Genomic DNA, 23,993 nt, shown 5'->3' with positions numbered 1-23,993 from the left:
TCAGGCTCCCCGGTGGGCGGGGGCCACGGGGCCGCCCGCGCCCGCGCCGGCGGCCGAACCCCCTCCCGTGAGCGCGGCGAGCGCCCCGCTGAGGAGGTCGGGCGTGATGGTCAGGCTGCCGATCTTGGGCAGGGCCCCGGCGAGGTCGCGCATCGCCACGGCCAGGATGGTCGACTGGTCCATTCCCTCGTAGACGTCCATGACGGTCCGGAACTTCGCGTTGTTCGCCTCGCCGATCCGGCGGATCTCCTCGGCCTGCGCGAGCGAGGTCAGGTCGCGCCGCTCGGCCGCGGCCCGGGCCTCGACGAGGGCGGCCGCCGCAGCCTCCTCGGCCTCGCGCCGCGCGTTGGCCCCCTCCTGCGCGACGAGCTGCTCGCGCCGCGTCGCGAGCTCGATCCGGCTCGCGAGCTCGTTCTCCGAGATGGTGCGCTCGCGCTCGACCGCGAGCGCCCGCCGCTCGTACGTCGACCGGTCGGCCTCGGCCTGGACGTGCTCGCGCAGCGGGGTCTGCAGGGCGCGCTCGACGTCGCCGTCGGGACGGACTGCGAGCACGTGGACCCCCAGGACCTCGATGCCCGTCGAGGCCAGCCGGGCGTCGGACCCCAGCGCCTCGACGAGCTGGGCCCGGACCTGGCTCACGCCCTGCTCGAGCGCGGTCGTGAGCAGCACGGCTGCGAGGTGGTCGATCGCGTGGCTCTGCGCGAGCTGGCCGATGATCGTCGCGACCTGGTCGCGGCCCGTCGTCGTGGCGGCGCCCGAGTCGGGGTCGATCCCGAAGTCGAGGCGCTGCGAGACGACCGCCGGGTCGGCGAAGCGGTAGGTCACGTTGACCTGGACCGTGACGTCCTGGTGGTCGCGCGTCGTGGCGTGGAAGAGGACGGGCAGCTCCTGGTCGTCGACCGGCACCTCGCTGAGCACCGACGTGCCTGGCCGGAACCAGAACGCCTGGCCGATCCCGTGGTGCGCGACCCGCCCCGCCTTGAGGTGGATCACGGCGCCCGTGGGGCTGCCGAGGAAGTGGCGCAGCCAGGGGTAGCGCTTGATGGTGGCCATGGGAGGCTCCGTCCGTCGTCGTTGTTTGTGTCACATTGACGATAAGCCTCGACCGTCTTTAGCGTCAACCTGACGATAAGCAGGTAGGGTGGGGAGCATGAGCCCTCGCGAGACGCCCGCGTCACCCGCGGCAGCCACGCCGCCTTCGGCCGCCCGGATCCCCGTCACGGTCGACGTCGTCGCGCTCACCGTCCGCGACGGCACGCTCCAGGTGCTCCTCGTGACGCGCCTGCTCGACCCGTACCGCGACCGCCTCGCCCTGCCCGGCGGGTTCGTCCTCGCGGGCGAGACCCTGCCGCAGGCCGCAGCTCGCGAGCTCGCCGAGGAGACGGGCGTCGCGGTTCCCGGGCACCTCGAGCAGCTGCGCACCTACGGGCCGCTCGACCGGGACCCGCGCGGCCCCGTGCTCTCGGTCGCGCACCTGCTGCTCGCGCCCACCTACGGCCTGCCGGCCGCGGGCAGCGACGCCGCGCAGGTCGGCTGGTACCCCGTGGACGAGGCGCTCGCGGACGGCGCCGGCCTCGCGTTCGACCACCACCGGATCCTGCGCGACGGTGTCGAGCGCGCCCGCGCCAAGCTCGAGTACTCGACGCTCGCGACGGCCTTCTGCGGCCCCGAGTTCACGATCGCCCAGCTCCGTGCGGTCTACGAGGCCGTGTGGGGCACGCGCCTCGACCCCCGCAACTTCCATCGCAAGGCCGTCGGGACCCCGGGGTTCCTCGTCGAGACGGGGGAGTCGACCTCGGGCGGGACGGGCCGGCCCGCCGCGCTCTACCGGCTCGCGCCCGAGGCGGAGCGGGCCGCCGGGGCGCGTGACGTCGTCGGGAAGGACGAGGCCCCTGCGTCGGTGCCCGCCGTGCTCAACCCGCCCCTCATGCGGCCGGCCGGGTGACCGGCTACCGCGCGCCCGCCTCCCCGGGGCCCTCCGCCGGCTCCCGCGACCCCGCGGAGTAGAGGTCGGCGAGGCGGCGCAGCAGGTCGCGCAGCTCGGGCGGGTCGAGCACCTCGAACGGGGTGTCGATCGTCGCGAGGAAGCCCGCGACGTCGATCAGCGAGTCCGAGCCGGTCTCCAGGACGCACGTGCCGTCGTCGGACCCCGTGAGGATGCCTGCGGTCGCGGTGACGCGCGCGGCGATCTCCGTGGCGGGCGCGAGGAAGCGGATGCGCGGCCGATGACGCCAGGCGGTCGACCCGACGCCCCGCACGACGTGCTGGGCCACGTCGGGCTCGGGCGGCTCGCGCGGCGTGAACCGCGGCCCGCCCGGGGTGCGCGGGCTCATGCGGTCGGCGCGGAACGTCCGCCAGTCCTCGCGCGTGGTGTCCCACGCGAGCAGGTACCAGCGGCGGCCCGTGTAGACGAGCCGGTGCGGCTCGACGTCGCGCAGGGTTGCCAGGCCGTCGCGCCCGACGTAGTCGAAGCGCACGCGCTCGCTGCGGCTGATCGCGGTCGAGACCGCGGTGAGGACCTCGGCGTCGACCGTCGGGCCGCCCGCCGCTGCCGACACGGTCGCGCGGCGCAGCGCGTCGACGCGGTGGCGCAACCGCGACGGGAGCGACCGCTCGAGCTTGGCCAGCGCCCGCACCGACGTCTCCTCGATGCCCGTGACCGAACCGGCGGCCGCGGCCTGGAGGCCCACGGCGACCGCGACGGCCTCGTCGTCGTCGAGCAGGAGCGGGGGCAGCTCGGAGCCCGCCGCGAGGCGGTAGCCGCCCGCGGTCCCGGTACGCGAACGCACCTCGTAGCCCAGCAGGCGCAGGCGTTCGACGTCGTTGCGCACCGTGCGCGTCGTGACGTCGAGGCGCGCCGCGAGGTCCGCGCCCGACCACTCTCGCCGCACCTGGAGCAGCGACAGCAGCCGCAGGAGCCGTACCGAGGTATCCAGCATTCCTCGAGTCTCGCAGCGATTGAGGAACCGCACGTTCCACAAGGGTCTCTAGCGTGGGAGACATCAGCACGAACCGTTGCTGGACCGCCCCGGACGAGGAGCCCGACGATGAGCGACACGACCCGCACGACCCCGAGCGCGACCACCGCACGCACCGCTGCCACGACCCCGCGCGGCCTGACGACCGTGAGCTTCTGGTCCGACGACGTCCCGGCCGCGGTCGCCTGGTACACCGAGGTGTTCGGCGTCGACCCGTACTACGTCATGCCGCCCGCGCCGGCCCCGGCCGCGTACGTCGAGTTCCGGGTGGGCGACTACCAGCACGAGCTCGGCATCATCGACCGTTCGTACGCGCCCGCGGGCGCCGCGACGCAGCCCGGCGGGGCGGTCGTCTACTGGCACGTCGACGACGTCGCGGCGACCTACGAGCGACTGCTCGCGCTGGGCGGGACCGAGTACCAGCCCGTGACCCCGCAGGGCGACGGCGGGTTCGTGACCGCGGCCGTCGTGGACCCGTTCGGCAACGTGCTCGGCGTCATGGAGAACCCGCACTACCTCGCGGTCCTGGAGGGGCGTGAGGGGTGAGGACATCTCGCCTCGGTCGACGGACTAGGTGGACTCGACGGACATTCCCTGGTGAAAGGCGTCGATGAGCGCGACATGATGGTCGTGCCGACCGGTATCGAAGAGCGATCTCCCCATGTCCTGAGCGAGGAGTCGGCGGGCAGACGAGTCAGCGAGGATGGACGAGACGATCGGTGCCGTCTCTGGGTTCAGCAATGACCGGACCATCCGGCCGGCGTGCTCGGCCCCGGCGAGCACAGGATCAAAGTCGTGAGCCTCGACGAGCGGGAAGTGCTCGCTGTACAAGAACTGGAGAAGCGGACCCGAGCTGAACCACGAGAGCATCGTCCTCAGGTCAACCGCATCCTTGGTGTCCCGGTCTCGCCGGTCGTTCCAGGCGACGAGCTTCAGGAGGCACTGCGCCGCGGGGGACGGAATCTTCGCGATGATTCCGTCGGGCAGTGCCACGTGCAGCGCATCCGTCGCCGCTTCGTGAAATCCGATGACACTCATCTCGATCTCGTCCGGCCAGGTGATCGTCCGACGGGCCGTCTCGAGCGGGCCGAAGGGCACGATGTCCACAGGGATGCCATCGATCACGAAGCGGTGCGCTTGTGGCCCCTGGCGCCTCAGCGGGGCGGTCAACCGAGCGAACGCCGCCCAAGAATCGACGGCGATGGCGATGTCCACGTCCTTCGTCTGGCGGGACGGGACTGCTTCCAGCACTCCGATCGAGAAGACTGTGCGGGCGGTCGCGCCGACGAGCAGCACAGGGGTGTCGAGCGCGACGGCGAGGGGCTGCACCACCCTCATCACGTGTGCGGCAAGGACGACGTCAGGATCGGTCGAGTCGGACAAGGAGATCATCGGTCGTCCTCAGCTCGTTGGCGGCCTGTCTCTGGCGAGGGTCGCCCGAACCGAGGAGATCGGCATAGACGAGGGTGCTTGGAGCGACGAGGTCGTCTCCGCGCTCTGGCGGAGGCGTCCAGAAGCGCCGACGAACCTCGACGTCAGCGACCGCCGTCGGCCCGTCAGCCTTCCGCCAGTGATGACGCGCCGCGAGTGCGGCGGGCAGATGCTGCGCATAGAGCACCGTATTCCTGGTGGAGAGCTGCGTGCCCAGCAGGTCGGCGGCGGTCTCGCCTCCGATCAGGACGTCCGAAGAGCGGATCCCGTCCAGGTCGTCCCGCCACCACCCCGGGGCGCGCGACGTGAATCGTCCCAGATCGAGGGTCGGTGCGGTCGAGAGGTTGAAAAGCTCGACCCAACGGTCGAGCAGCGCACCCGTCCGGAGCAGGCGTCGGCGGTTCCTGGCGACATGGAGGAAGCCCGAGCGTTCAAGGTCGTCCATCACATAGGTCGTCGAGCCGAGCGAGGTCCCGGCTCGGGCGCTGATGGTGCGGTACGGAGCATCGGCGAGATCCTCCCAAGTGAGCAGTGCGAAGACCACCCGGAGACCTGCGGGACGAAACGCGGCCGAAAGACCCGCACGAGTGGTGCTCGGCTCCGGGATGCGGCGTCGGCCTTGGATGTCGATGAGCACCTCGCCGAGGTCGAGCCGCATGTTCCCCGCCTCGTCCGCAGAGTCGACAGCCAGCGAGCGGAGGGTGTCGGCGACGTTCATCGAGAGATGCCGAGTCAGGATGAGGGGGGGAAGGTCGGAGTGGATCGGCAGGCTCGCGGCGCTCCGACTCGTCAGGTCGGGTCGGATCAGCAACTGGTAGCGCCGCTGGACTCCCCGGACGCGGACCTCGGCCGTCCGAGGGTATGACTCCAGGACGCGGAGGTCGACGCCGGCGCGACGGAGAGTCCCCGTCACTCGATCGACGATCTGCGCGTTCATTTCATCATCACGTTCAGCGCTAGTGAACATAGGTCAATAATGAACACCGGTGCTGCTCTGTCAAGTACCCAGCCTGTTCCCCGGCCGTGTCGTCGACGCTGGTGCCATGGTGCCGAGGGGACCATCCTGGGTGTTGATCAGTGAGTCGTGAGGCGTTCCTGCCGGAGCGTGCCGGTGCACGTTCCTGGAGAGTGGTCAGAGCACCCTGACTCGTCCGGATGCCGAGCCGGAACCGCCCATCCGGCCCGCTCCGCGCAGCCCCCACAGACCCTTTTCGAAGGGCCTTCGAACGCCAGATGAACACCAGGTGAACAGTCGTCGAAGACTCGCCGACTTGGTTCATTCCCCCGTCGAGCACCATTCACCATGGAGTACGTGACCGAGACGATCCTGCTCGCGCTCGTGGTAGTGACGGCCCTGGCCTTCGACTTCACGAACGGCTTCCACGACACCGGCAACGCGATGGCCACGTCCATCGCTACACGTGCCCTCAAGCCCAAGACCGCCGTCGCGCTGTCTGCAGTCCTCAACCTCGTCGGGGCGTTCCTGTCCCTGGCCGTGGCGGCGACCATCGCCAAGGGGATCGTGGACGCGAACATCATCACCCTCGAGGTGGTGCTCGCCGGTCTGGTGGGTGGTATCACCTGGAACCTGCTGACCTGGTTGCTAGGTATCCCGTCGAGCTCCTCGCACGCCCTCATCGGCGGCGTCGTGGGCTCGGTCCTGGCTGCGGTCGGGACGAGCGGGGTCCTGTGGACCGGCGTCCTGTCCAAGGTGATGATCCCGGCGCTGCTCGCGCCCGTGATCGCGATCGGGGTGGCCGCGCTCGGCACCTTCCTGGTCGCGCGCATCACCAAGGACCTGCCGCAGGACACGACGAGCCGCGGCTTCCGCTGGGGCCAGATCGGGTCCGCATCGCTGGTCTCGCTCGCGCACGGCACCAACGACGCACAGAAGTCGATGGGCATCATCCTGCTCGCGCTCATCGCGGGCGGCGCGGTCCCGGCCGACTCGGGCGTCCCGTTCTGGGTGGTCCTCGCCTGCGCGACCTTCATGGCCCTGGGCACCTACCTGGGCGGCTGGCGCGTCATCCGCACGCTCGGCAAGGGCCTCGTCGAGATCGACTCGCGCCAGGGCATGGCCGCCGAGACGTCCTCGGCCGCGGTCATCCTCCTCTCGAGCCACTTCGGCTTCTCGCTCTCGACGACCCACGTCGCGACGGGCTCGATCCTCGGGTCCGGCGTCGGCATGCCGGGCGCGAAGGTCCGCTGGGGCGTCGCGGGCAAGATGCTCGCCGCCTGGGGCCTGACCCTCCCCGCCGCGGGCCTGGTCGGAGCGTTCTGCTTCTGGCTCCAGGACGTCATCGGCGGCGTCGGTGGGACCGTCGCGGTCTTCACGCTCCTCATCGGCGTCTCCGCCGCGATCTGGATCGCCTCGCGCCGCAAGCCGATCTCCGCGGACAACGTCAACGACGAGTGGGACGGCGACGAGACGCCGGCCTCCGTGGTCGACGCCGCCGAGACCTTCACCGTCGTCGCCGCCGAGGCGACGGCCGAGGCCGAGGCCACGGTCGCCGCAGCCCCGACCGCCACCCGTCGCGAGGGAGTCCCCGCATGAGCGAGTTCATCCAGGTCGACGCGCTGCTCCAGGTCGTCGTCGCCGGTGCGATCGTCGGTGCGGGGCTGCCCGCGCTGTTCGCGCTGGGCGTCCGCCTGCTCGCCCCCGCGGGGGGCGCCGCGCTCGCGGTGGAGGGTGCGTCGTCGGGCACGGACGCCGCCGGCCCGACGACGGCACGCCCCTCGGGCGTCCGTCTCGCCGCAGCCGTGCTGTGCTTCGGGACCGTGCTGGCCGCGTGCGCGGTGGGCATCTGGTTCCTGGCCTCCGGCGGGCACTAGGACGTGCCTCCCAACCTGGCGGCCTGAGAGGATCGGCCCGTGGGCGCCTGACGAGGGAGCCCCTCTACGGCATCGATAGGGAAAGCCGCGGCTCTAGACTGCGCGAAATTCTGCCCTGGAGCGCCCTCAACTTGGGCGGAGGTAGTCGATCCTGAGATGTACCACGCGAACCCGGGAACCTTCGACTGCCAGGGCCGCCGCCTGCGCGGCGAGCTCGGCTTCTACCGCTTGACGATCGAGCGACGCGAGCACCCGCCGACGCTTGTCGGTGTCGTCGGCCCAGCTGGCCAGATCGGGCCAGAGCACCAAGTACGTCCCATGGCTGGCGGAGGTATCACGCATGTACCGCTCGACGAGCTGATCGCGCATCGCCGTGCAAAGGTCCGCATTCCAGGCGCCCTTGACCTCGATGGGCAAGCAAAGGCGGCCCGCGTTCGGCCCACTCGGAGGAACGGCTTCGACGAGAAGGTCTGTGCGCTCACCAATCCCGCTAGGCCGGTTGCGCCGAACCTGCACCTCTCGATTGACGACCGCGCCGGGCACCACGCGAGCAAGTTCGTTAGCCAGGTAGTCCGACACCTCATCCTCAGACTTGGGCCGACCCGCATGGGTGTCCCACAGGTAGTGCGACTCAGGTGTTGCGCCAGTCAGCCGCGCCTGGACATCCGCCAACGCCAATCCCACGGCCACATCGAGCGCAGGTCCGTTGTTCACCACCAGCGTGCTGCGATCCCTCGCCAACCGAACCAGCTGCGGCATTGGAGTCGGCACCCATTGGTTGCGGCGCAATCCCGCTTCGGCGATCGCCAGAACCCGCAACAGCCATCGCTCGCCAGGCGTCGCCGACACGATCACGCGGATCGCCTCGACGGATTCCGGCGACCCCGCATCCCGCAACGCGCGGAGTAGCCCGTCACGCCACCGTCCGATCTGCTCGCGCGGCCCGACAGCATGAGCCTCGTCGAACTGTGGGTCGGCCTCCGATGGGAACCTCATACACAGCCACAGGTACACGTCGGCAAGCACGGCCGGCGGCACGTGATCGAACTGCTCGTGGCCGCGAACGACAATCGCTCGCCCGAGCACCTGCTCTGCGGACTCCAGGTCGCTGTCCAACGCGGCCTTCACCGCGGGCCAACTCCGCTCCAGGTCGCAATCGATCAGAGTTCGTGCCGCCATATGACGGCGGGCATCGTCAGACTCATCGTCCAGCCACTCCAGCAGCAGCTCTCGCAGCCCTTCAAAGTCGTTCTTCGCGAGAGATGCAACGAGCTCTTCTCGTGGCTCAGCCCCCGCGGACCGTGCCAGCGACAGATACGTGGCTGCGACGGTGTCATCCCACAAGTAGTTTGCCTCGTTCGAGGCCAACGGCCGCTCCCCGTGCACGATGGTGGACTCCACGCGCGCCACCAACGCGGCCCGTGCGTGGTCACGCCCCTCGCTGCCAGCGAGGTCTAGCAAAATGACCTTGTCATCCCAGGTCGCACCATTCACCAACGCGGTCGTCCAACTTGCCAGAACTGGAGCCCACTCGATCCACACGGATGCGGGAAGCTGGTGGAGGCGATCGGGCGCGACTCTGAGCAACAACACCATCGCCCGATACCCAGCATCCGCTGGGTAGTAGCGAATCCCGGGCTCCTCAAGCCACTCCTGTGGTCGGCAAGGGTACGAGCGCAGGTAGTGATCCGCGGAATCGACCAAGCGCTCCTGCAGTCCCTCGCTCAACGTCGGCCACCGCTTCATGCCGACCACGTCCGGATCGAACTCGGCCCCAGAGTGCTTCGACCCCGGCGCGACCGTCAACAGTCGCATGCTGAACCAGAAGCCTGCCCCGTCACCCTCGTCGAACTGCGCTAGGCGCTCCTCGATCTTCTCGTTGAGGTCGTCCTTCGTCTCGGCGCGCGCGCGGCGGCGACGGAGGGCGGCCTGCCGCTCCTGACGCAAGGTCTCGGCCTCAGGCGAGTCGAGTGCAATCGGGTCTACCCATGCGTGGATGAGGTCAGCATGCAGAGGGTGTTCACGCGACATCGAGAGCACCAGGTCGCGGTGTTCGGCCATATCAATGTCGTACGTCCCCTGAAACAGTGAACGCACCGCTTCCCGCGTCCCACCCTCAACTTGGGTGTACAGCTCCGCGAGCCACGCGAGATCCTCCGCACGAACGACCGCAAGAGAGTACAGGTCCCAGGCTCGACGCGTCCTCGAGTCCGGCGGTGCTGCTGCGAGCACGGCGACAACGACTGCCCGGCGTAGTAGCGGGTCGGCCAACGGATCCTCGCGCTCATCGCCGCGATGGTCCTCAAATCGCAGTCCGTCGTAGTGCTCGGCCCGGGCAGCAACGATCTGAGCGAACGCGTCAACGACAACGCGGTCAGTTGGTCTTGTCGCCGCGAGCATCAGAACGCGGTTCGCGAGGGCGCCCAGGACGTGGTCGTCGGCCGGAGTGTTCAGGTCGCCGAGAAGCCACAGGAGGCCAGCGTCGATGTCGGCCGTGTCGACGCCTTCGCGGAAGCGGTCAAGGAAGTTCGCGTAGGAGCCGTGATAGCTGCGCCGACGCCGGGGCGTCAGCACCGAGAAGACCTCCGCACTGGACATGGCCTGCGGCCAAGAAGCAAGCAGGGCAACGCCCTTGAGATCATCGGCCGGGTCCTCGCCCGACGCTGCGGCGCCTGTTGCGAGCGGGCGTAGCGCCGCCGTGCGCTCCGGCACCGGGAGTCGCGTCAGTACCCAGCCAGCCGCAACCCGGTCTTCAGCCTTGGCAGCGACATCGGTAGCAATCGCCACAAGGTCGTCACGCAATTCGATCGCGGCACATTCCTCGGCCAACTCAAGCGCCAACCGGCGACGATCTGGGTCCACGTCACGCAGATGGCGACGAATCTGCTCCGCGACATCGCGGTGCCGGAGCACCTCGTACGACCTGTCCCACCGCCCAACGGTGAGCGTGCTTGCGCTCGCGAAGAGCCCATCGATCACCGCTGCCCGCAGCCCGTCACCCGGGAGCTCAACTTCACCCTGAAACGCAGCCGGGTCCGCAAGAGCAAGGAACTCAAAGCGATCCGGGGCGATCGCAACTGTCCAGGCAGCAGCCAAGCGAGTCTGCGGCCAGCACCGACCATCTGGCCCAAGAAACAGCGACCGCGCCTGCGATTCGGAGAGATCGTTCGCAACCACCCAATCAGCGGCCAGATAATCCGCGAATGTCGCGTGTGTCCAACCAAGACGTTGCCCACCACGGCTCGAGAACAGTCCCGAACGCACAACCTCGAGCAACGCAGGAACTGTGACCTTGACCGGACCTGAGGCCGTCGGCTCGACACCCCCCGCGAGCTGCGCAACGGTCACGTCCTCAGCATCGGCATCAACCTCCGGGCCCGTCCAGATTGCGGGAACGCCTCCGAACGCGGTCACCGCAGCAACTCGACGGGCGATCGCCACACGCTCATTAGCCTGAAGTGCACCATCGAGACCCGCGTCGCGCCGGACGGGGTTCTGCTCTTCGCACAGATGGCGGACCCCAGCGGCAAACAGGCCGGCACCCCGCTCGGGCAACTCGCCCGACTGGCCGAAGCTGCGAGCCAGGAACCGCAAAGTCAACGGGCGTGCAGCCAGCGGCCCCGCGCCAGCTAGTGCAATCTCATCGAGGAACCGGGCTGGATCGCACCACGTTGCCGCGATCGCCGACACATCTACCTGACGCAGAGGCAGGATCTCGGCAACGGTAATCCCCCCGTAGAGGTCCTCAAGCGAGCGCTCAAGCCCTGCCGGCCAGTCCGCCGTTCGGCAGGTGATGCGCAAAAACAGCCGGTCATGCGGCAGCCGACGAAGACTGTCAGCGATGACTGCTCCCACGTTCGGGACACGCGCCCGAACCTCATCGAGCGAATCAAGAACCAGACACAGACGATCCGCCCCACCAGCCCAAGCGACGACAGCCGGGCCATTGAACACCTCACGCACCAGCCGATCCTCAGAGCCATACGACGCGAGATCGAACGACAGCACCGCCACCCCACTGGGGGCCAATTGAGTCGCCCCAGTGATCACCGTCGACTTCCCCGCCCCAGGCTCACCTAGCAACGCCAAGCAGCGGTGCTCGCCAAGCTCATCGGTGCGTACGACATCGGGGTTGGCAGACCGAACACCGAACCAGTTCGAATCGCGATCACGCAGCAAGCCGTCCTCGTCAAGCGCGTAATCGCCCCCGCGAGTGCACCAGAACCGCTCCACGCTCACAGCCGACACGGATCTCCTTGAGGAAACATAATCAACCTCGCCAAACTCCCGAGCCCAGTCAGGTTACGACGGAGGCTAGCAGCGCCCGGGAGCACGACACGTCGGCGGGGCCTGAGTGGTCGTCGAGTCCGCGGACGCGTCCCAGTCGATCTCGCCCAAGGCGTCGGCCTCCACCGTGAGTTGAGGCAGAACCCGGTCCCATGTGCCGTCGTCAGTTAAGTTCTTTGCCTCTTCCACACCGTCGGTCGCGGCCCGAACTGCTCTTGGAAGGTTCAGCCTCGGACGGGCGCCCCACCTTGCCCGTGTTCGATGACAGCAACGGATCGATCCACTCCCGCTGATCGTCGATCAAGACCGAAGACGGCTCACAGTCGCAAGTCTGCCGCCTGTCTTGCTTCAGGCCGTGCCGAGGAGAAGGACCGCGATGCGTCCGGGATATACCACGTTCGTCCTGCAATGTCCGTCATATCGCCCTCTACGGCGGGATAATGCGCGGTTCTGTGACAGAGGGCACATCGATCTCGCGTCATGACCGACCATCTGCGAGGTCTCCTCGGTAGGAAGTTGGACGACCGTCCACGAAACACCAGGAGAGTGTCATGAGTACCCCCTTCAGGGTTCGCAGCCGAGCGGCCTCCCCGCTCCAGCGAACCGTCGCCGCGGCGACGTCCGCGCTCCTCGCCCTGACGGGGGCCGTCGCCCTCGGGGCCGGGCCGTTGGCCGCGCCCGCCGCCGCGCAGCTCCCGATGTGCCCAGCACCCGGCGAGATGCCCGGCATCGGGAACACTCCCGAGTTCACCGACTCGAACATCGCGGTCTACGCCGGAGGCAACTACTCGGCGACCGGCACCGCGGCCGAGTCCGAGGGCCTCCTGGTCGTCATGGGAGACGCCCTGTTCGACAAGGCAGGCGGCGGGACATACAACGTCGGCTCCGCGGGGGTCGGGTCGCAGATCACGCCCCCCGGTGGGACGACCATGCTCGCCGTGGGCGGGAACCTCGTCGTCGGTCCCGTCACGAACATGGACGTCGGCGCCCAGGTGGCCGGCGGCGGGAACGTCGACGTCGGCGGGACCATCACCAACACGATCCCGATCGCCCTCAACGGTGGCACGGCGACGGCGGGCATGGGCGCGGCGGCCGTCGCGCCCTACACGGACTTCCAGGACGTCATCACCGAGCAGTCCCAGATCCTCGCGGCACCTGCCGGTACCCCCGGAGCGATCGAGTCGTGGGGCGAGGTGCGCTTCACGGGCGACCCGGCGAGCACCTTGCACACCTTCACGCTCGACGGCACGCAGCTGAGCTCTCTCGACCGGAAGTTCTCGGTGTACCTCGACGGCGTCGGCGGCACCGCCCCGATCGTGATCAACGTGACGGGGCCCGTCGTCGACTTCGACACCCAGTCCGTCTTCCTGAACGGCACGCAGGTCAACGCGCTCTCCTCGGCGGAGTTCGGCAACGCCGCGTCCCGCATCCTCTGGAACTTCGTCGACGCGACGTCGCTCGAGCTCGGCGAGAACGACCAGTTCATGGGGTCGATCCTGGCGCCGCTCGCGGACACGACCCTCAAGACCAGCACCAACGGACGCGTCTACGTCGGAGGAGACCTGGCGGTCCTCGGGACCGGTGGCGGGATCGAGCAGCACAACTACCCGTGGATCGGCCCCGGCCCCTTCGCGTGCCGAGACGCCTCCGGGGCGACGTTCTCCGTCGCGAAGAGCGTGACCGGCAGCGGCGCAGACGCCGTGCCGGCCGGGACCACGTTCGAGGTCGACTACTCCTACGTCCTGGACGGCACGACCATCACGGGCACCCTCGACGTCCTCGCGGACGGCACCGCGGTCACGGGTCCGCAGGGCCTGCCCGAAGGCACGGTCGTCACGCTGTCCGAGCCTCGACTGCCTACGGTCCCCGGTGTCGAGTGGGGAACGCCCACGTTCGAGCCGAGCAGCCCGGTCACGCTGGGCGCGGGCGGTACCGTCGCGGTCCGCCTCACGAACACCGCGAACCTGGTCGACGCCCCGGCCGGCGGGTTCTCCGTCGCCAAGGAGCTGCTCGGTTCCGCGGCCGGACAGGTGCCCGAGGGCACCGAGTTCACGGTCGCCTACGCCTACGAGCTCGACGGCCAGACCCAGCGTGGCACCCTGACGGTGCTCGCTGACGGGACGTTCGTCGACGGCCCGCAGAACCTTCCCGTCGGGACGGTCGTGACCTTCACCGAGATCGACCTGCCCGACGTGGCCGGCGTGGTGTGGGGCGCGCCGACGTTCAGCCCGGAGTCCGTCACGATCAGCGACGGTGTCGACGCCCAGGTCACGGTGACCAACACCGCGGCCCCCGTGGTCGTCCGCGTGGGCGGGTTCTCGCTCCAGAAGGCCGTCACGGGTGAGGCCGCCGACCTGGTGCCGGGCGGCACCGAGTTCACGGTCGCGTACTCGTACGAGCTCGCGGGCGCCCCCGTGACGGGCACGCTCGTCGTGACGGCCGACGGTACGGTCGTGAACGGCCCGCAGAACCTGCCCGCGGGGACCGTGGTCTCGTTCGACGAGGTCTCGCTTCCCGACATCGACGGTGTGGTGTGGGGCGCTCCGGTGTTCAGCCCGGACACCCTGACCGTCGCGGCGGACGAGAACCCCACGATCGTCCTGACCAACACCGCGACCGATGCGCCCGCGGGTGGGTTCTCGGTACAGAAGGTCGTGACCGGTGAGGCGTCCGGCCTGGTGCCGGGCGGCACCGAGTTCACGGTGTCGTACTCCTACGCGCTGGACGGGGTGCCGACGTCGGGCACGCTGAGCGTCCTCGCCGACGGCACGGTCGTCGACGGCCCGCAGAACCTGCCGGTCGGGACCGTCGTGACGTTCGCTGAGGTCTCGCTCCCGGCCATCGACGGCGTGGTGTGGGGTGCGCCGACGTTCAGCCCCGCGACCGTGACGATCGTCGACGACGTCAACGCCGAGGTCACGGTGACGAACACCGCGACCGACGTCCCGGCGGGTGGCTTCTCGCTGCGCAAGACCGTCACCGGTACGGCGTCGGGACTGGTCCCCGCAGGTACCGAGTTCACGGTCACCTACTCCTACCAGCTGGACGGCGTGCCCACCTCGGGCACGGCGACCGTCCTCGCGGACGGCACGGTCGTGAACGGCCCGCAGAACCTGCCGGTGGGGACCGAGGTCACGTTCGGTGAGATCAACCTGCCGACCATCGACGGTGTGGTCTGGGGTGCTCCGGCGTTCAGCCCGGCGACCGTGACCATCGCGGACGACGTCGATGCCCAGGTGACCGTCACCAACACGGCCGATGCGGTCGTCGTCCCCGTGGGCGGGTTCTCGCTCCGGAAGGTCGTCGAGGGCGCTGCGTCCGGCCTGGTCCCGGCGGGCACCGAGTTCACGGTCGAGTACTCCTACGAGATCGACGGGGCCACCACGGGTGGCCGGCTGACGGTCCTCGCGGACGGCACGGTCGTGAACGGTCCGCAGAACCTGGTGGCCGGCACCGTCGTGACGTTCGCGGAGGTCGCGCGGCCGGAGATCCCCGGCGTGAGCTGGGGGACCGCGATCTTCAGCCCGGAGTCCGTCACGATCGGGGACAGCACCAGCCCCGAGGTCACCCTGACGAACCGTGCCGACCTGACCGTGGGTGGCTTCTCGCTCCAGAAGGTCGTCACGGGCGAGGCCGCTGACCTCGTGCCCGCGGGCACCGAGTTCACGGTCACGTACGGGTACGAGCTGGACGGGGTGCCGACGTCGGGCACGCTGAGCGTCCTCGCGGACGGCACGGTCGTGAACGGCCCGCAGAACCTGCCCTTCGGGACGGTCGTCACGTTCGACGAGCTCGACCTGCCGTCGATCGACGGCGTCGTGTGGGGCGCCCCGGTGTTCAGCCCCGAGACGCTCGCGATCGGCGACGGCAGCAACCCGACGGTCACGCTGACCAACACCGCGACCGACGCCCCGGCCGGTGGGTTCTCGCTCCAGAAGGCCGTCACGGGTGAGGCCTCCGGCCTGGTGCCGGGCGGCACCGAGTTCACGGTGTCGTACTCCTACGAGCTGGGTGGCGTGCCGACGTCGAGCACGTTGACCGTCCTCGCGGACGGCACGGTCGTGAACGGCCCGCAGAACCTGCCGGTCGGGACCGTCGTGACGTTCGAGGAGATCGACCTGCCCGAGCTCTCGGGCGTGGTGTGGGGCGCCCCGGCCTTCAGCCCGGCCACGGTCACGGTCGCGGACGGCACGTCCGCCGTGGTCACGGTGACCAACACGGCCGACGTCGTGGCGGCCCAGGTCGGCAGCTTCTCGATCCTCAAGAAGATCGAAGGCCCGAACGCCGCCAAGGTCCCCACGGACACCGAGTTCACGGTGACCTTCGCCGGGACCGTGAACGGCGAGCACCAGGAGGGCACGCTGACGGTCCGCGCCGACGGCACGGTCGTCGATGGTCCGGCGAACCTCCCGGCCGGGACGGTCGTCGAGCTCGAGGAGACGAGCCTGCCGAAGATCGACGGCGTGAGCTGGGGGACCCCGGCCTTCACGGTCGACGGTGAGAAGGTCTCGTCGATCACGATCGGTGCTGGACAGGTCGTCGAGGTGACGCTCACCAACACCGCGGGCAGCGGGCTGGCCGTCACCGGTACGGGGGCACTGGAGATCGCCGCGGCGGCCCTGCTGCTCCTCGGGGGAGGTGCCGTGCTCCTGGTGGGTGCGCGCCGCCGTCGGGCCTGAGCGCCTGACGGGCCTCGCGCCTGACCGACCGTCCGAGCGGGCGTGACCTCCGGGTCACGCCCGCTCGGGCGTTCCCAGGGCTGTGCGGACTGCGGCCGCGAACACGTCGACGTCCTCGGGGGTCGTGTCCCACGAGCACATCCAGCGGACCTCGACGCGCTCGTCGCCCGTGACGGGGTCGGGGGAGGCGGCCGCCCAGTCGTAGAACGCGAAGTCCGCGCGCAGAGCCTCGGCCACGGCGCGCGGGAGCACCGCGAACACCGCGTTCGCCTGGGTGGGCTGGGAGAACGTGAGGCCCGACGGCGCCGCGGGCGTCCCGCCGTCGGGCACCTCTCCCGTGGTCGTCGCGGGCGAGAGCGCCGCGCGCAGGCGCGCGGCCATCGCGTTGGCGTGCGCCGCGCTGGTGCGCCACAGGTCGTCCTCGAGCAGCGCCGTGAGCTGCGCCGAGACGAAGCGCATCTTCGACGCGAGCTGCATGGTCATCTTGCGGACGAAGTCCACGCCCTGAGCCGCGTCGGGGTCGAGGACCACGACGGCCTCGCCGAACAGCAGGCCGTTCTTGGTGCCGCCGAAGGACACGACGTCGACGCCCACGTCGGTCGTGGTCTCCCGCAACGACACCCCGAGCGCGGCCGCCGCGTTCGCGAGCCGCGCGCCGTCGAGGTGGACGCGCAGCCCGGCGGCGTGCGCGTGGTCGCTGATCGCGCGGATCTCGTCGGGCGAGTAGACCGTGCCCAGCTCTGTGGCCTGCGTGATCGAGACGACGAGCGGCTGCGCCCGGTGCTGGTCGCCCAGGTCGCCCACGAACCGGTCGATCGCGCCCGGCGTCAGCCTGCCGTCCGGGGCGGGGACCGTGAGGAGCTTGATCCCGCCGACGCGCTCGGGGGCGCCGTTCTCGTCCTGGTGGACGTGCGCGTGCTCCGACGTCACGACCGCGCCCCAGCGCGGCAGCATCGACGTGAGCGCGACGACGTTCGCGCCCGTCCCGTTGAAGACCGGGTAGGCCGTGGCCGCCTCGCCGAAGTGGTGCCGGACGGCCTCCTGGAGACGCTCGGTCCACGGGTCCGTGCCGTACGAGCCGGCGTGGCCCACGTTCGCCGCGGTCAAGGCCGCGAGGACCGCCGGGTGGGCAGGGGCGTAGTTGTCGGACGCGAACGAGCGCGGGGTCGATGACACCCGGCCAGGGTAAGCCCGGTCAGGGCAGGGCGATCCGGTGATCGAGCAGGACGAGGACAGCCGACCCGTCGTCGGTCGTCTCGACCCGGAAGTCGCCCTCGGCCATGGGGCGTTCGTGACGGGTCCTCACGTCGAGGAGTCCGGGGACGTCCGCTCGGTAGTAGACGTCCGGGCCGCCGCGCCAGACCCCGTACGTCATGTGACCGTGGAGCGAACGGCGCTCCTCGACCAGGAGCTGCTCGCCGGGCGGCCGGGCCAACTGGTCCAGCGGGACGTAGGAGCTCATCGAGGAGCCGACCGACATCAGCCATGCGTAGAACACCACGCACAGGAGGACGAGCAGGACGACTCCCGTGGCGAGCCACGCCAGGACGCCGATCCGGAAGGGGTGGTTCATCGACACCCGGACAGCCAGCACCATGCAGACGACGCCCGCGCATCCGCAGATCGCCAACCAGAGCCAGGCGGTCACCGTCGCCGCTTCGTGGCCTCGGACGAGCAGCAGTCGTCCCGAGTCGACATACGGGGCGAGGAGGAAGATCCCCACCGCGGCGATCACCGCGACCACGGCGGGAGTCCCCAGCCAGACGCGCCACGCCCAGCGGGAGCTCCGCGCAGAGGGCGTCGTCGTGTCCGGCACGGTCGTGGTGCTCACGACCGCAGTCAACCAGAAGCGTTCGCGGGGCGGAACCGCACGCCGGGTCGAACCATTCAGCCCCTGTGCTCCCCGTCCACGTAGAACCAGCGCCCGTCCTCGCGCACGAACGAGCTGACCTCGTGCAGCGTCCCGCGCTCGCGGGTCTCCGCGGAGCGGAAGTGGGCCACGAACTCGACGACGCCCGTCCGGTCGAGCGGGCCGCCCGCGCTCGTCGCCACGACGTCCAGACGGCGCCACGCCACGTCGTCGTCGAGGTCCAGGTCCGCGGGGCGCGTCGAGGGGTGCCAGGTCGCGAGCAGGTAGTCCGCGTCGCCGACCGCGAACGCCGCGTAGCGTGAACGCATCAGGGCCTCGGCGGTCGGAGCCGTCACGACGTCGGGACCGGCCGCACCCGGACCCGCGGCGAGGCCGGCGTGGAAGCGTCCGCAGCACGCCCCGTACGTCTCGCCGGACAGGCACGGGCAGCGGGCGTCGTCGGGCAGGGGCGAGGTCGCGGTCACCCGCCCATCCTTCCGTAGGGTGTGAGCCGTGCGCACCCTCCGCTGGACCTTCGCGGTCTACCTCGCCGCCGTCCTGGTCGTGACGTGCTGGCCGTCGCCCGAGTCCACGGCAGCCCCTGGCTGGGCGCTCGCGGTCGTCGACGCGTTCCGCGCGGTGGGGCTGCCCATGACCGTCGTGTTCCTCGAGGCGGCGTCGAACGTGGTCATGTTCCTGCCGTTCGGCGTCCTGGGGCTCCTCCTGCTGACCGGGCCCGACGCCCGGGGCGACCTCGCGGCCGATCCCGCGCGTGGGCTCTGGCGGCGCGCCGGGCTCGTGGTGCTCGCGGGCTTCGCGTTGTCGCTCGCGATCGAGCTGACCCAGCTCCTGATCCCCGGCAGGTACTCGACCGTGCAGGACGTCGTGCTCAACACGACGGGGGCCGCGCTGGGTGCGGCTGCGGCGGCCGGGCTCCTCGCGCTGCGGCGCGCACGGCCGGCCCCCTCGACGCCGTAGGCGACCTGCACCGCGGCGCTGCGGGCGACCCGCGCCAGAGCGGCGCCCACCCCGGAGGGTGAGCGCCGCCGTCGGGCCGGTGGTGCTACCGGCAGGTGACCGCCGCGTGCGCTGCAGTGCTGGTGCTCTGCACGCCCGCGCCGTCCACGTTCTTGTAGGCCACGAGCTTGGCCTCCCCGGCGTCGAGCGACGCGCCCCGGGTCAGGGTGTGCTCGACCGTGCTGCCCACGGGGATCTTGCTGAACTTGTGCTCGCCCGCGGCCGAGGTGACCCGGACGTCGATCGGCACGCTGTCCGTGTTGGTGACCGCGACCCGGATGCTCGCCGTCCGCCCGTTGCACGCGGCCGTCGCGGTCGACGTGAGCAGGACCGAGGTGCCGCCCGGGCCGGCCGGGATGGTCGACGCGGCGCCCGACTGCTCGAAGGTCGGCGTGCCGAACGTCGCGAACCAGTCCTTGGCCTGGTTGAAGTCCTCGGTGAAGGCCCGCGACAGGACCAGGAGCAGGCGGGCCTTGACCGCCGTCAGGTCCTCACCCGCGAGCACCCCGTTGCTGCCCCCGTAGCTCGACCCGGACCCGGTCCGCGTCGTGCTGACGAACCAGACCCCCTTGGCCACGGCCTTGCTGCGCTCCGAGCTCATGGCGCCCGAGATGCCGCCGGCGCCCGTGCCCGCGGTGATCATGCCCTTGACCCCGGCGTCCGCGAACGCCTTGACGGCCTCGCCCCCGGCCTGCTGGTAGGACATGACGATCTCGACGCGCGGCAGCGTCTTGGGGTCGACCTTCGAGACGTCGAACGGCGTGAACCACGACTCCTGGTCGCAGCTCATGACGCGGGCCGGTGCCCGGCCCAGGGTGATGTTCGCGCCGTCGATCCAGCCCAGGACCCCGTACTCGCGCGTCTGGAACGTGTCGGTGCGGTAGGCGTTGGTCTTGGTGACCTCGCGTGCCGCCTGGATCTCGTCGTTGAGCATGAGGACGGTCCCGAAGCAGTACGTCTGCTGGCTCGCCGCGAGGCGCACGGCGTTGTAGAGGTTGGCCGGTGCGTCGGACCCGAAGACGGCCTTGTCGGCCGGGGTGTCGCCCGCGCCCCAGGGACGCATCGAGCCCGAGGTGATGACGGGCTTGCGGGACTGGACCGTGAGGTCGAGCCAGTAGGCGAACTCCTCCTGGGTGTCGGTGCCGGTCGTGACGACCACGGCGTCCGCGGTCTCGAGCTGCTTCTCGACCTCGAGCGTGAGGGCGTGGAACTGCTCCATGGTGTAGCCCGACGATCCGGCGTTGCCGAACTGGACCGCGGTGACGTCAGCGATCTGGTCGATCTCGGGGCGGAGCGTGTCGAGCATGTCGGACATGAGGTAGGTGCCTGCGCGGTAGCTCGTGAAGCCGTCGCGCGTGCTGGCCTTGCCGGCCATGGTGCCGCCGGTCGCGACGACCACGACCTTGGGCTTGGACGTCGTGGCGGCCGCGGTCACGGCCTGGTAGCTGCTGGACGTGATGCCCAGCGGGGTCGTGCCCGAGGCGAGGACCATCGGCTGCTGCCCCTGCGCAGCGGCCGTGGTGCGGGACTCGGCGATCGAGTAGGCGACGACGGAGACGAGCGAGACCAGGGCGAGGAGGAGTGCGACGCCGGCCGCGAGGGCGCGGCCGGACAGGGTCAGTGTCAGGGATCTCACGAGAGCCTTTCGGTCAGGGGGACGTCAGGGCTCGGACGCTATGCGCGGCCTGTTTCCTGGGCATTGCCTGGGTGTAAGAAGCACGGTTGTGCCGGATCGCGAGGGTTGTCGGGTGGGTGCGGGCGGCGCGTTCACGGGCATATGCTGTCGTGAAGACAGTAAAATCTGGAGGAGCACTCATGCAGTTCAGCAACAAGGTCGCGCTCGTCACGGCCTCCGGCGCAGGTATCGGCGAGGCCGTCGCGAAGCGGCTCGCCGCTCAGGGAGCGGCCGTCGTCGTCTCCGACGTCAACGACGAGGCCGGCGCGCGCGTGGTCGCCGAGATCGAGGCCGCGGGCGGCCGGGCCGCGTACCGTCGGGCGGACGTCGCCGACCCGGCAGACGTCTCCGCCCTCGTCGGGTTCGCGGTCGAGACGTTCGGGGGGCTGCACCTCGCGGTCAACAACGCGGGGGTCGGCACGCGCCCGTTCCGCCTCGACCAGATGCCGCAGGACGGCTGGGACCGCACGCTCGACATCACCCTGCGCGGGACCTTCCTGTCGATGAAGGCCGAGATCGCCCACATGCTCGCCCACGGCGGCGGCAGCATCGTCAACATCGCCTCGATCGCCGGCCTCAAGGCGTCGCCCGGCCTCTCGCCGTACTCGGCCGCCAAGGCCGGCGTCGTCTCGCTCACGCGTGGCACCGCGATCGAGTACGTGACCGACGGCATCCGCATCAACGCCGTCGCGCCGGGCGCGATCGAGACGGCAGCGCTCGCGTCGCTGCCCGAGGAGGCCCGTGCCGGGTATGCGGCCGACGTCCCCATGCAGCGCCTGGGCCGGCCGTCCGAGATCGCCGACGCGGTCGCGTTCCTGCTGTCCGACCAGGCGAGCTTCATCACGGGCGTGGTGCTGCCCGTCGACGGCGGCACCCAGGTCGCATGACCGACGCACCGCACCCCGGGGCGGGGCAGGGCTCCGGCCCTGCCTCCGCTCCAGGGACCCCGGGGGGTGTGCTGGGCGACCCGCGCGTCCCCGGGTACCGGTCCGACCTGCTCGACTCCCTGGTCCGTGTCATGGGCCTGTGGACGAGCGGCGACTTCCTCGCCGCGGTCGCGGCGCGCGAGGGGATCGACCTGGACTCGCCCGCCGTCGTGGTCCTCACCGTCGTGTGGCGGCAGGGGCCGCGGCGCCCCTCGGCGATCGCGGAGCACCTGTCCACCGGGCCGTCGAACGTGAGCAAGATCCTGCGCCGCCTCGACGCGGCAGGCCTCACCGAGCGCCGCGAGGACCCCGACGACGCGCGCGCGGCACGCGTCCACCTCACCGAGGCGGGGGCACAGGTCGCGAGGACGTTCGTCGCCGCCGGCGACCGGCTGGTGGACGAGCTGCTCGACGGATGGGCCCCGGAGGACCGGCAGGCGTTCGCGGGACTCATGCGCCGGTTCGAGCGCGCGAGCGAGGGGTTCCTCGAGCGGACGTGAGTGCCCTGGGTCGGTGTGAGCCCGGCGCCGTGAGCCGGCGCCTGTCCCGGCGCCGTGCGTCCCGGCCCGTATCCGGCGCGCCGCTCACGCCCACAGCAGCCGCCACCACGTCTCGTCCGGTGCCTCCGCGCGGTGGATGCGGTGGATCCGGTGCGGTGCGTGCTCGGCGTCGTCGAGCCCCAGCTCGTCGACCGCGTAGGCCCACAGGAGCTCGCACTCGCAGCCGGGGGCGTGGTGCTCGGTCACGAGCAGGTCGGCCTCGAAGCGCACGAGCGCGCCCTCGGACACGAGCCGCTCGTCGCAGCGCCCGGGGCCGAGCACGAACCCGTGGAGCGTGATCTCGCCGGGGTGGGCGACGGTCGCGCGCAGCTGGTTCCCGAGCGTGGGCGAGCCGTTCGACCGGTGGACGAGGTGCGCGGGCGCGAACCGGGCCAGCAGCGCCTCGGCGACCGGGGCGTCGAGGTGTGCGAAGAAGGTCGGTTCGAGCGGGTCGTCGTCGGCGTGCACGATCGGTTCCAGGAGCTCGGGCACCGCGTCGGCGAGCAGCCAGCCGTGCGTGTGCGGTCCGTGGAGGTGGTGGAAGCCGCCTGGGCCGCCGGCCTCGGCAGCCTGCCGTTCCCAGGTGGCGCGCAGGGTGCGCAGGCCCCGCGGCGAGACGGGGTGCCGAGGCGTGGTGCGGCGTCGGGGGTGCGAGGACCGGGTGCTGTGGGTCATGCGGGCAGCGTGGCGCAGCCGCGTCCTCGCGCGCGGCGGGCCCGGGGTCATCTGTGGACACGACTCGCGACGTGGGGCTTGTGGATGACCTCCGACCCCGCAGAATGAACAGAAGGACGGGCGAGGCGAACGCCCCCCAGCGGCACTCCCGCGCACGACGCGCGGTCGGAAGGGAACTCCCATGACCACAGCGCGTGCGACCACAGTTCTCGTGACGGGCGGCACCGGCACTCTCGGCACCCCCACCGTGAACCTGCTGCGCGAGGCCGGGCACGACGTCCGCGTCCTCAGCCGCTCGGCCGGCACGACGCCCGGCGTCGTGACGGGCGACCTCACGACAGGTGAGGGGCTGGGCGAGGCGTTCGACGGCGTCGAGGTCGTCCTGCACCTCGCGACCCGCGGGCCCCGCGCCGACGTCGAGATGGGCCGCAGGCTCGTGACCGCGGCCCGCGACGCGCGCGTGGGGCACGTCGTGTTCCAGTCGATCGTCGGCGTCGACCGCATCCCGCTCGGCTACTACCAGGCCAAGGTCGAGGTCGAGTCGATCCTCACCGCGTCCGGGCTGCCGCACACGATCCTGCGGGCCACGCAGTTCCCGCAGCTCGTCGTCGGGATGTTCACGGCGCAGCGCTTCTCGCCCGTCCTCCTCACGCCCGCGCTCGAGGTCCAGCCGATCGCCGTGCCCGACGTCGCCGCGCGCCTCGCGGAGATCGTCGCCGCCGGGCCCGCGGGCCGGGTCGGCGACATCGGCGGACCCGAGCGCATCACGGGCCGGGAGGCCGCGCGCGCCTGGGCGCGGGCGACCGGGAGCCGCCGACCGGTCGCGCGGGTGCGGGTGCCGGGGAAGACCTTCGCGGCCTTCGCGGCCGGGCACCACATGGTGCCCGGCGAGCCCTACGGGACCGGCACGTACGGGCAGTACCTGCTGGAGAGGTACGGCCGGGGGCGGTGAGCCGCGGCCTGGGGAGGGGACCGGTGCAGCAGTGGCAGACTTGACCCACCCGTCCCCGGCGCGACGCGTCGACGACGCACGGGGGACCGACGACGTGGCACGCGCTCGCCAGCGACGGCAACGAGGGCGGTCTCGGCCGCTGTCCCAGGCAAG

19 protein-coding genes are annotated in these 23,993 nt (G+C 70.7%); 9 read left to right on the top strand and 10 right to left on the bottom strand.

What is annotated here, in order from left to right; genetic code table 11:
- On the bottom strand, positions 1–1,053 hold the full coding sequence (locus ASE27_RS17060) for an SPFH domain-containing protein (protein WP_056653160.1): 1,053 nt from the start codon (positions 1,051–1,053) through the stop codon (positions 1–3).
- Positions 1,054–1,150: 97 nt separating this feature from the next.
- Between ASE27_RS17060 and ASE27_RS17055 the strand changes: the two genes are divergently transcribed.
- On the top strand, positions 1,151–1,945 hold the full coding sequence (locus tag ASE27_RS17055; RefSeq protein ID WP_056653158.1) for an NUDIX domain-containing protein: 795 nt from the start codon (positions 1,151–1,153) through the stop codon (positions 1,943–1,945).
- Between the two features lie 4 nt (positions 1,946–1,949).
- Here the strand turns inward: ASE27_RS17055 and ASE27_RS17050 are convergent, their stop codons facing one another.
- Positions 1,950–2,939, bottom strand: a complete 990-nt coding sequence (locus tag ASE27_RS17050) for a YafY family protein (RefSeq protein ID WP_056653156.1) — start codon at positions 2,937–2,939, stop codon at positions 1,950–1,952.
- A 108-nt stretch (positions 2,940–3,047) separates the two neighbouring features.
- On the opposite strand from ASE27_RS17050, the gene ASE27_RS17045 reads away from it, so the two are divergent.
- Complete coding sequence (locus ASE27_RS17045; RefSeq protein ID WP_056653153.1) at positions 3,048–3,524, top strand: VOC family protein; 477 nt, start codon at positions 3,048–3,050, stop codon at positions 3,522–3,524.
- Positions 3,525–3,548: 24 nt separating this feature from the next.
- Here the strand turns inward: ASE27_RS17045 and ASE27_RS17040 are convergent, their stop codons facing one another.
- Together ASE27_RS17040 and ASE27_RS17035 are read right to left on the bottom strand one after the other, a co-directional pair.
- The gene (locus ASE27_RS17040) at positions 3,549–4,370 is read right to left on the bottom strand and encodes a hypothetical protein (RefSeq protein ID WP_056653150.1); all 822 of its coding nucleotides are present in this window, start codon (positions 4,368–4,370) and stop codon (positions 3,549–3,551) included.
- A complete protein-coding gene (locus tag ASE27_RS17035; RefSeq protein WP_082609065.1) occupies positions 4,339–5,376 on the bottom strand; it encodes a type IV toxin-antitoxin system AbiEi family antitoxin in 1,038 nt (345 codons plus the stop codon). Before ASE27_RS17035 ends, ASE27_RS17040 begins: the two co-directional genes overlap by 32 nt.
- Before the next feature lie 336 nt (positions 5,377–5,712).
- Between ASE27_RS17035 and ASE27_RS17030 the strand changes: the two genes are divergently transcribed.
- Positions 5,713–6,963 (top strand): inorganic phosphate transporter, encoded by a 1,251-nt coding sequence (locus ASE27_RS17030; protein ID WP_082609064.1) that lies wholly within the window; start codon positions 5,713–5,715, stop codon positions 6,961–6,963.
- Positions 6,960–7,241, top strand: a complete 282-nt coding sequence (locus tag ASE27_RS17025; protein ID WP_056653144.1) for a hypothetical protein — start codon at positions 6,960–6,962, stop codon at positions 7,239–7,241. The genes ASE27_RS17030 and ASE27_RS17025 overlap by 4 nt, the downstream gene beginning before the upstream one ends.
- Positions 7,242–7,367: 126 nt before the next feature.
- Here the strand turns inward: ASE27_RS17025 and ASE27_RS17020 are convergent, their stop codons facing one another.
- The gene (locus ASE27_RS17020; protein ID WP_157257684.1) at positions 7,368–11,489 is read right to left on the bottom strand and encodes an NACHT domain-containing NTPase; all 4,122 of its coding nucleotides are present in this window, start codon (positions 11,487–11,489) and stop codon (positions 7,368–7,370) included.
- 590 nt (positions 11,490–12,079) lie between these two features.
- Here ASE27_RS17020 and ASE27_RS17015 point away from each other — a divergent pair.
- Positions 12,080–16,207, top strand: coding sequence for a DUF5979 domain-containing protein (locus ASE27_RS17015; protein ID WP_056653138.1), 4,128 nt, complete (start codon positions 12,080–12,082; stop codon positions 16,205–16,207).
- 54 nt (positions 16,208–16,261) lie between these two features.
- On the opposite strand, the gene ASE27_RS17010 is transcribed toward ASE27_RS17015, so the two are convergent.
- Genes ASE27_RS17010 through ASE27_RS17000 form a run of 3 tightly spaced genes read right to left on the bottom strand, consistent with a single transcriptional unit; the run spans position 16,262 to position 18,541 of the window.
- Positions 16,262–17,383 carry a low specificity L-threonine aldolase gene (locus ASE27_RS17010; protein ID WP_056653126.1) on the bottom strand — a complete coding sequence of 374 codons (1,122 nt, stop codon included), beginning with the start codon at positions 17,381–17,383 and terminating at the stop codon, positions 16,262–16,264.
- A 19-nt stretch (positions 17,384–17,402) separates the two neighbouring features.
- Positions 17,403–18,038 (bottom strand): hypothetical protein, encoded by a 636-nt coding sequence (locus tag ASE27_RS20360; protein ID WP_056653123.1) that lies wholly within the window; start codon positions 18,036–18,038, stop codon positions 17,403–17,405.
- Between the two features lie 56 nt (positions 18,039–18,094).
- The gene (locus tag ASE27_RS17000; RefSeq protein ID WP_235535474.1) at positions 18,095–18,541 is read right to left on the bottom strand and encodes a YchJ family protein; all 447 of its coding nucleotides are present in this window, start codon (positions 18,539–18,541) and stop codon (positions 18,095–18,097) included.
- A gap of 28 nt (positions 18,542–18,569) precedes the next feature.
- Between ASE27_RS17000 and ASE27_RS16995 the strand changes: the two genes are divergently transcribed.
- The gene (locus ASE27_RS16995; RefSeq protein ID WP_056653120.1) at positions 18,570–19,034 is read left to right on the top strand and encodes a VanZ family protein; all 465 of its coding nucleotides are present in this window, start codon (positions 18,570–18,572) and stop codon (positions 19,032–19,034) included.
- Between the two features lie 85 nt (positions 19,035–19,119).
- Here ASE27_RS16995 and ASE27_RS16990 read toward each other — a convergent pair whose 3' ends face one another.
- On the bottom strand, positions 19,120–20,709 hold the full coding sequence (locus ASE27_RS16990; protein ID WP_082609063.1) for an asparaginase: 1,590 nt from the start codon (positions 20,707–20,709) through the stop codon (positions 19,120–19,122).
- Between the two features lie 179 nt (positions 20,710–20,888).
- Between ASE27_RS16990 and ASE27_RS16985 the strand changes: the two genes are divergently transcribed.
- Both ASE27_RS16985 and ASE27_RS16980 read left to right on the top strand, forming a co-directional pair.
- A complete protein-coding gene (locus ASE27_RS16985) occupies positions 20,889–21,635 on the top strand; it encodes an SDR family NAD(P)-dependent oxidoreductase (protein WP_056653118.1) in 747 nt (248 codons plus the stop codon).
- On the top strand, positions 21,632–22,174 hold the full coding sequence (locus tag ASE27_RS16980) for a MarR family winged helix-turn-helix transcriptional regulator (RefSeq protein ID WP_082609062.1): 543 nt from the start codon (positions 21,632–21,634) through the stop codon (positions 22,172–22,174). The genes ASE27_RS16985 and ASE27_RS16980 overlap by 4 nt, the downstream gene beginning before the upstream one ends.
- Positions 22,175–22,258: 84 nt before the next feature.
- On the opposite strand, the gene ASE27_RS16975 is transcribed toward ASE27_RS16980, so the two are convergent.
- Positions 22,259–22,888 carry a hypothetical protein gene (locus tag ASE27_RS16975; protein ID WP_056653112.1) on the bottom strand — a complete coding sequence of 210 codons (630 nt, stop codon included), beginning with the start codon at positions 22,886–22,888 and terminating at the stop codon, positions 22,259–22,261.
- 181 nt (positions 22,889–23,069) lie between these two features.
- On the opposite strand from ASE27_RS16975, the gene ASE27_RS16970 reads away from it, so the two are divergent.
- Entirely contained in the window at positions 23,070–23,840 is a 771-nt protein-coding gene (locus ASE27_RS16970) for an SDR family oxidoreductase (RefSeq protein WP_056653109.1), read from the top strand.
- Positions 23,841–23,993 lie beyond the last annotated feature (153 nt).

Source organism: Oerskovia sp. Root918 (assembly GCF_001428945.1).
Lineage (GTDB): Bacteria > Actinomycetota > Actinomycetes > Actinomycetales > Cellulomonadaceae > Oerskovia > Oerskovia enterophila.
The sequence above is the reverse complement of the archived record's forward strand: the minus strand, read 5'-3'. Positions and strand labels throughout refer to the sequence as shown.

Coding starts and splice junctions, on each gene's coding strand:
- ASE27_RS17060 (WP_056653160.1), bottom strand. CDS start 1,053: ATGGCCACCATCAAGCGCTACCCCTGGCTGCGCCACTTCCTCGGCAGC.
- ASE27_RS17055 (WP_056653158.1), top strand. CDS start 1,151: ATGAGCCCTCGCGAGACGCCCGCGTCACCCGCGGCAGCCACGCCGCCT.
- ASE27_RS17050 (WP_056653156.1), bottom strand. CDS start 2,939: ATGCTGGATACCTCGGTACGGCTCCTGCGGCTGCTGTCGCTGCTCCAG.
- ASE27_RS17045 (WP_056653153.1), top strand. CDS start 3,048: ATGAGCGACACGACCCGCACGACCCCGAGCGCGACCACCGCACGCACC.
- ASE27_RS17040 (WP_056653150.1), bottom strand. CDS start 4,370: ATGATCTCCTTGTCCGACTCGACCGATCCTGACGTCGTCCTTGCCGCA.
- ASE27_RS17035 (WP_082609065.1), bottom strand. CDS start 5,376: ATGTTCACTAGCGCTGAACGTGATGATGAAATGAACGCGCAGATCGTC.
- ASE27_RS17030 (WP_082609064.1), top strand. CDS start 5,713: ATGGAGTACGTGACCGAGACGATCCTGCTCGCGCTCGTGGTAGTGACG.
- ASE27_RS17025 (WP_056653144.1), top strand. CDS start 6,960: ATGAGCGAGTTCATCCAGGTCGACGCGCTGCTCCAGGTCGTCGTCGCC.
- ASE27_RS17015 (WP_056653138.1), top strand. CDS start 12,080: ATGAGTACCCCCTTCAGGGTTCGCAGCCGAGCGGCCTCCCCGCTCCAG.
- ASE27_RS16985 (WP_056653118.1), top strand. CDS start 20,889: ATGCAGTTCAGCAACAAGGTCGCGCTCGTCACGGCCTCCGGCGCAGGT.
- ASE27_RS16980 (WP_082609062.1), top strand. CDS start 21,632: ATGACCGACGCACCGCACCCCGGGGCGGGGCAGGGCTCCGGCCCTGCC.
- ASE27_RS16975 (WP_056653112.1), bottom strand. CDS start 22,888: ATGACCCACAGCACCCGGTCCTCGCACCCCCGACGCCGCACCACGCCT.
- ASE27_RS16970 (WP_056653109.1), top strand. CDS start 23,070: ATGACCACAGCGCGTGCGACCACAGTTCTCGTGACGGGCGGCACCGGC.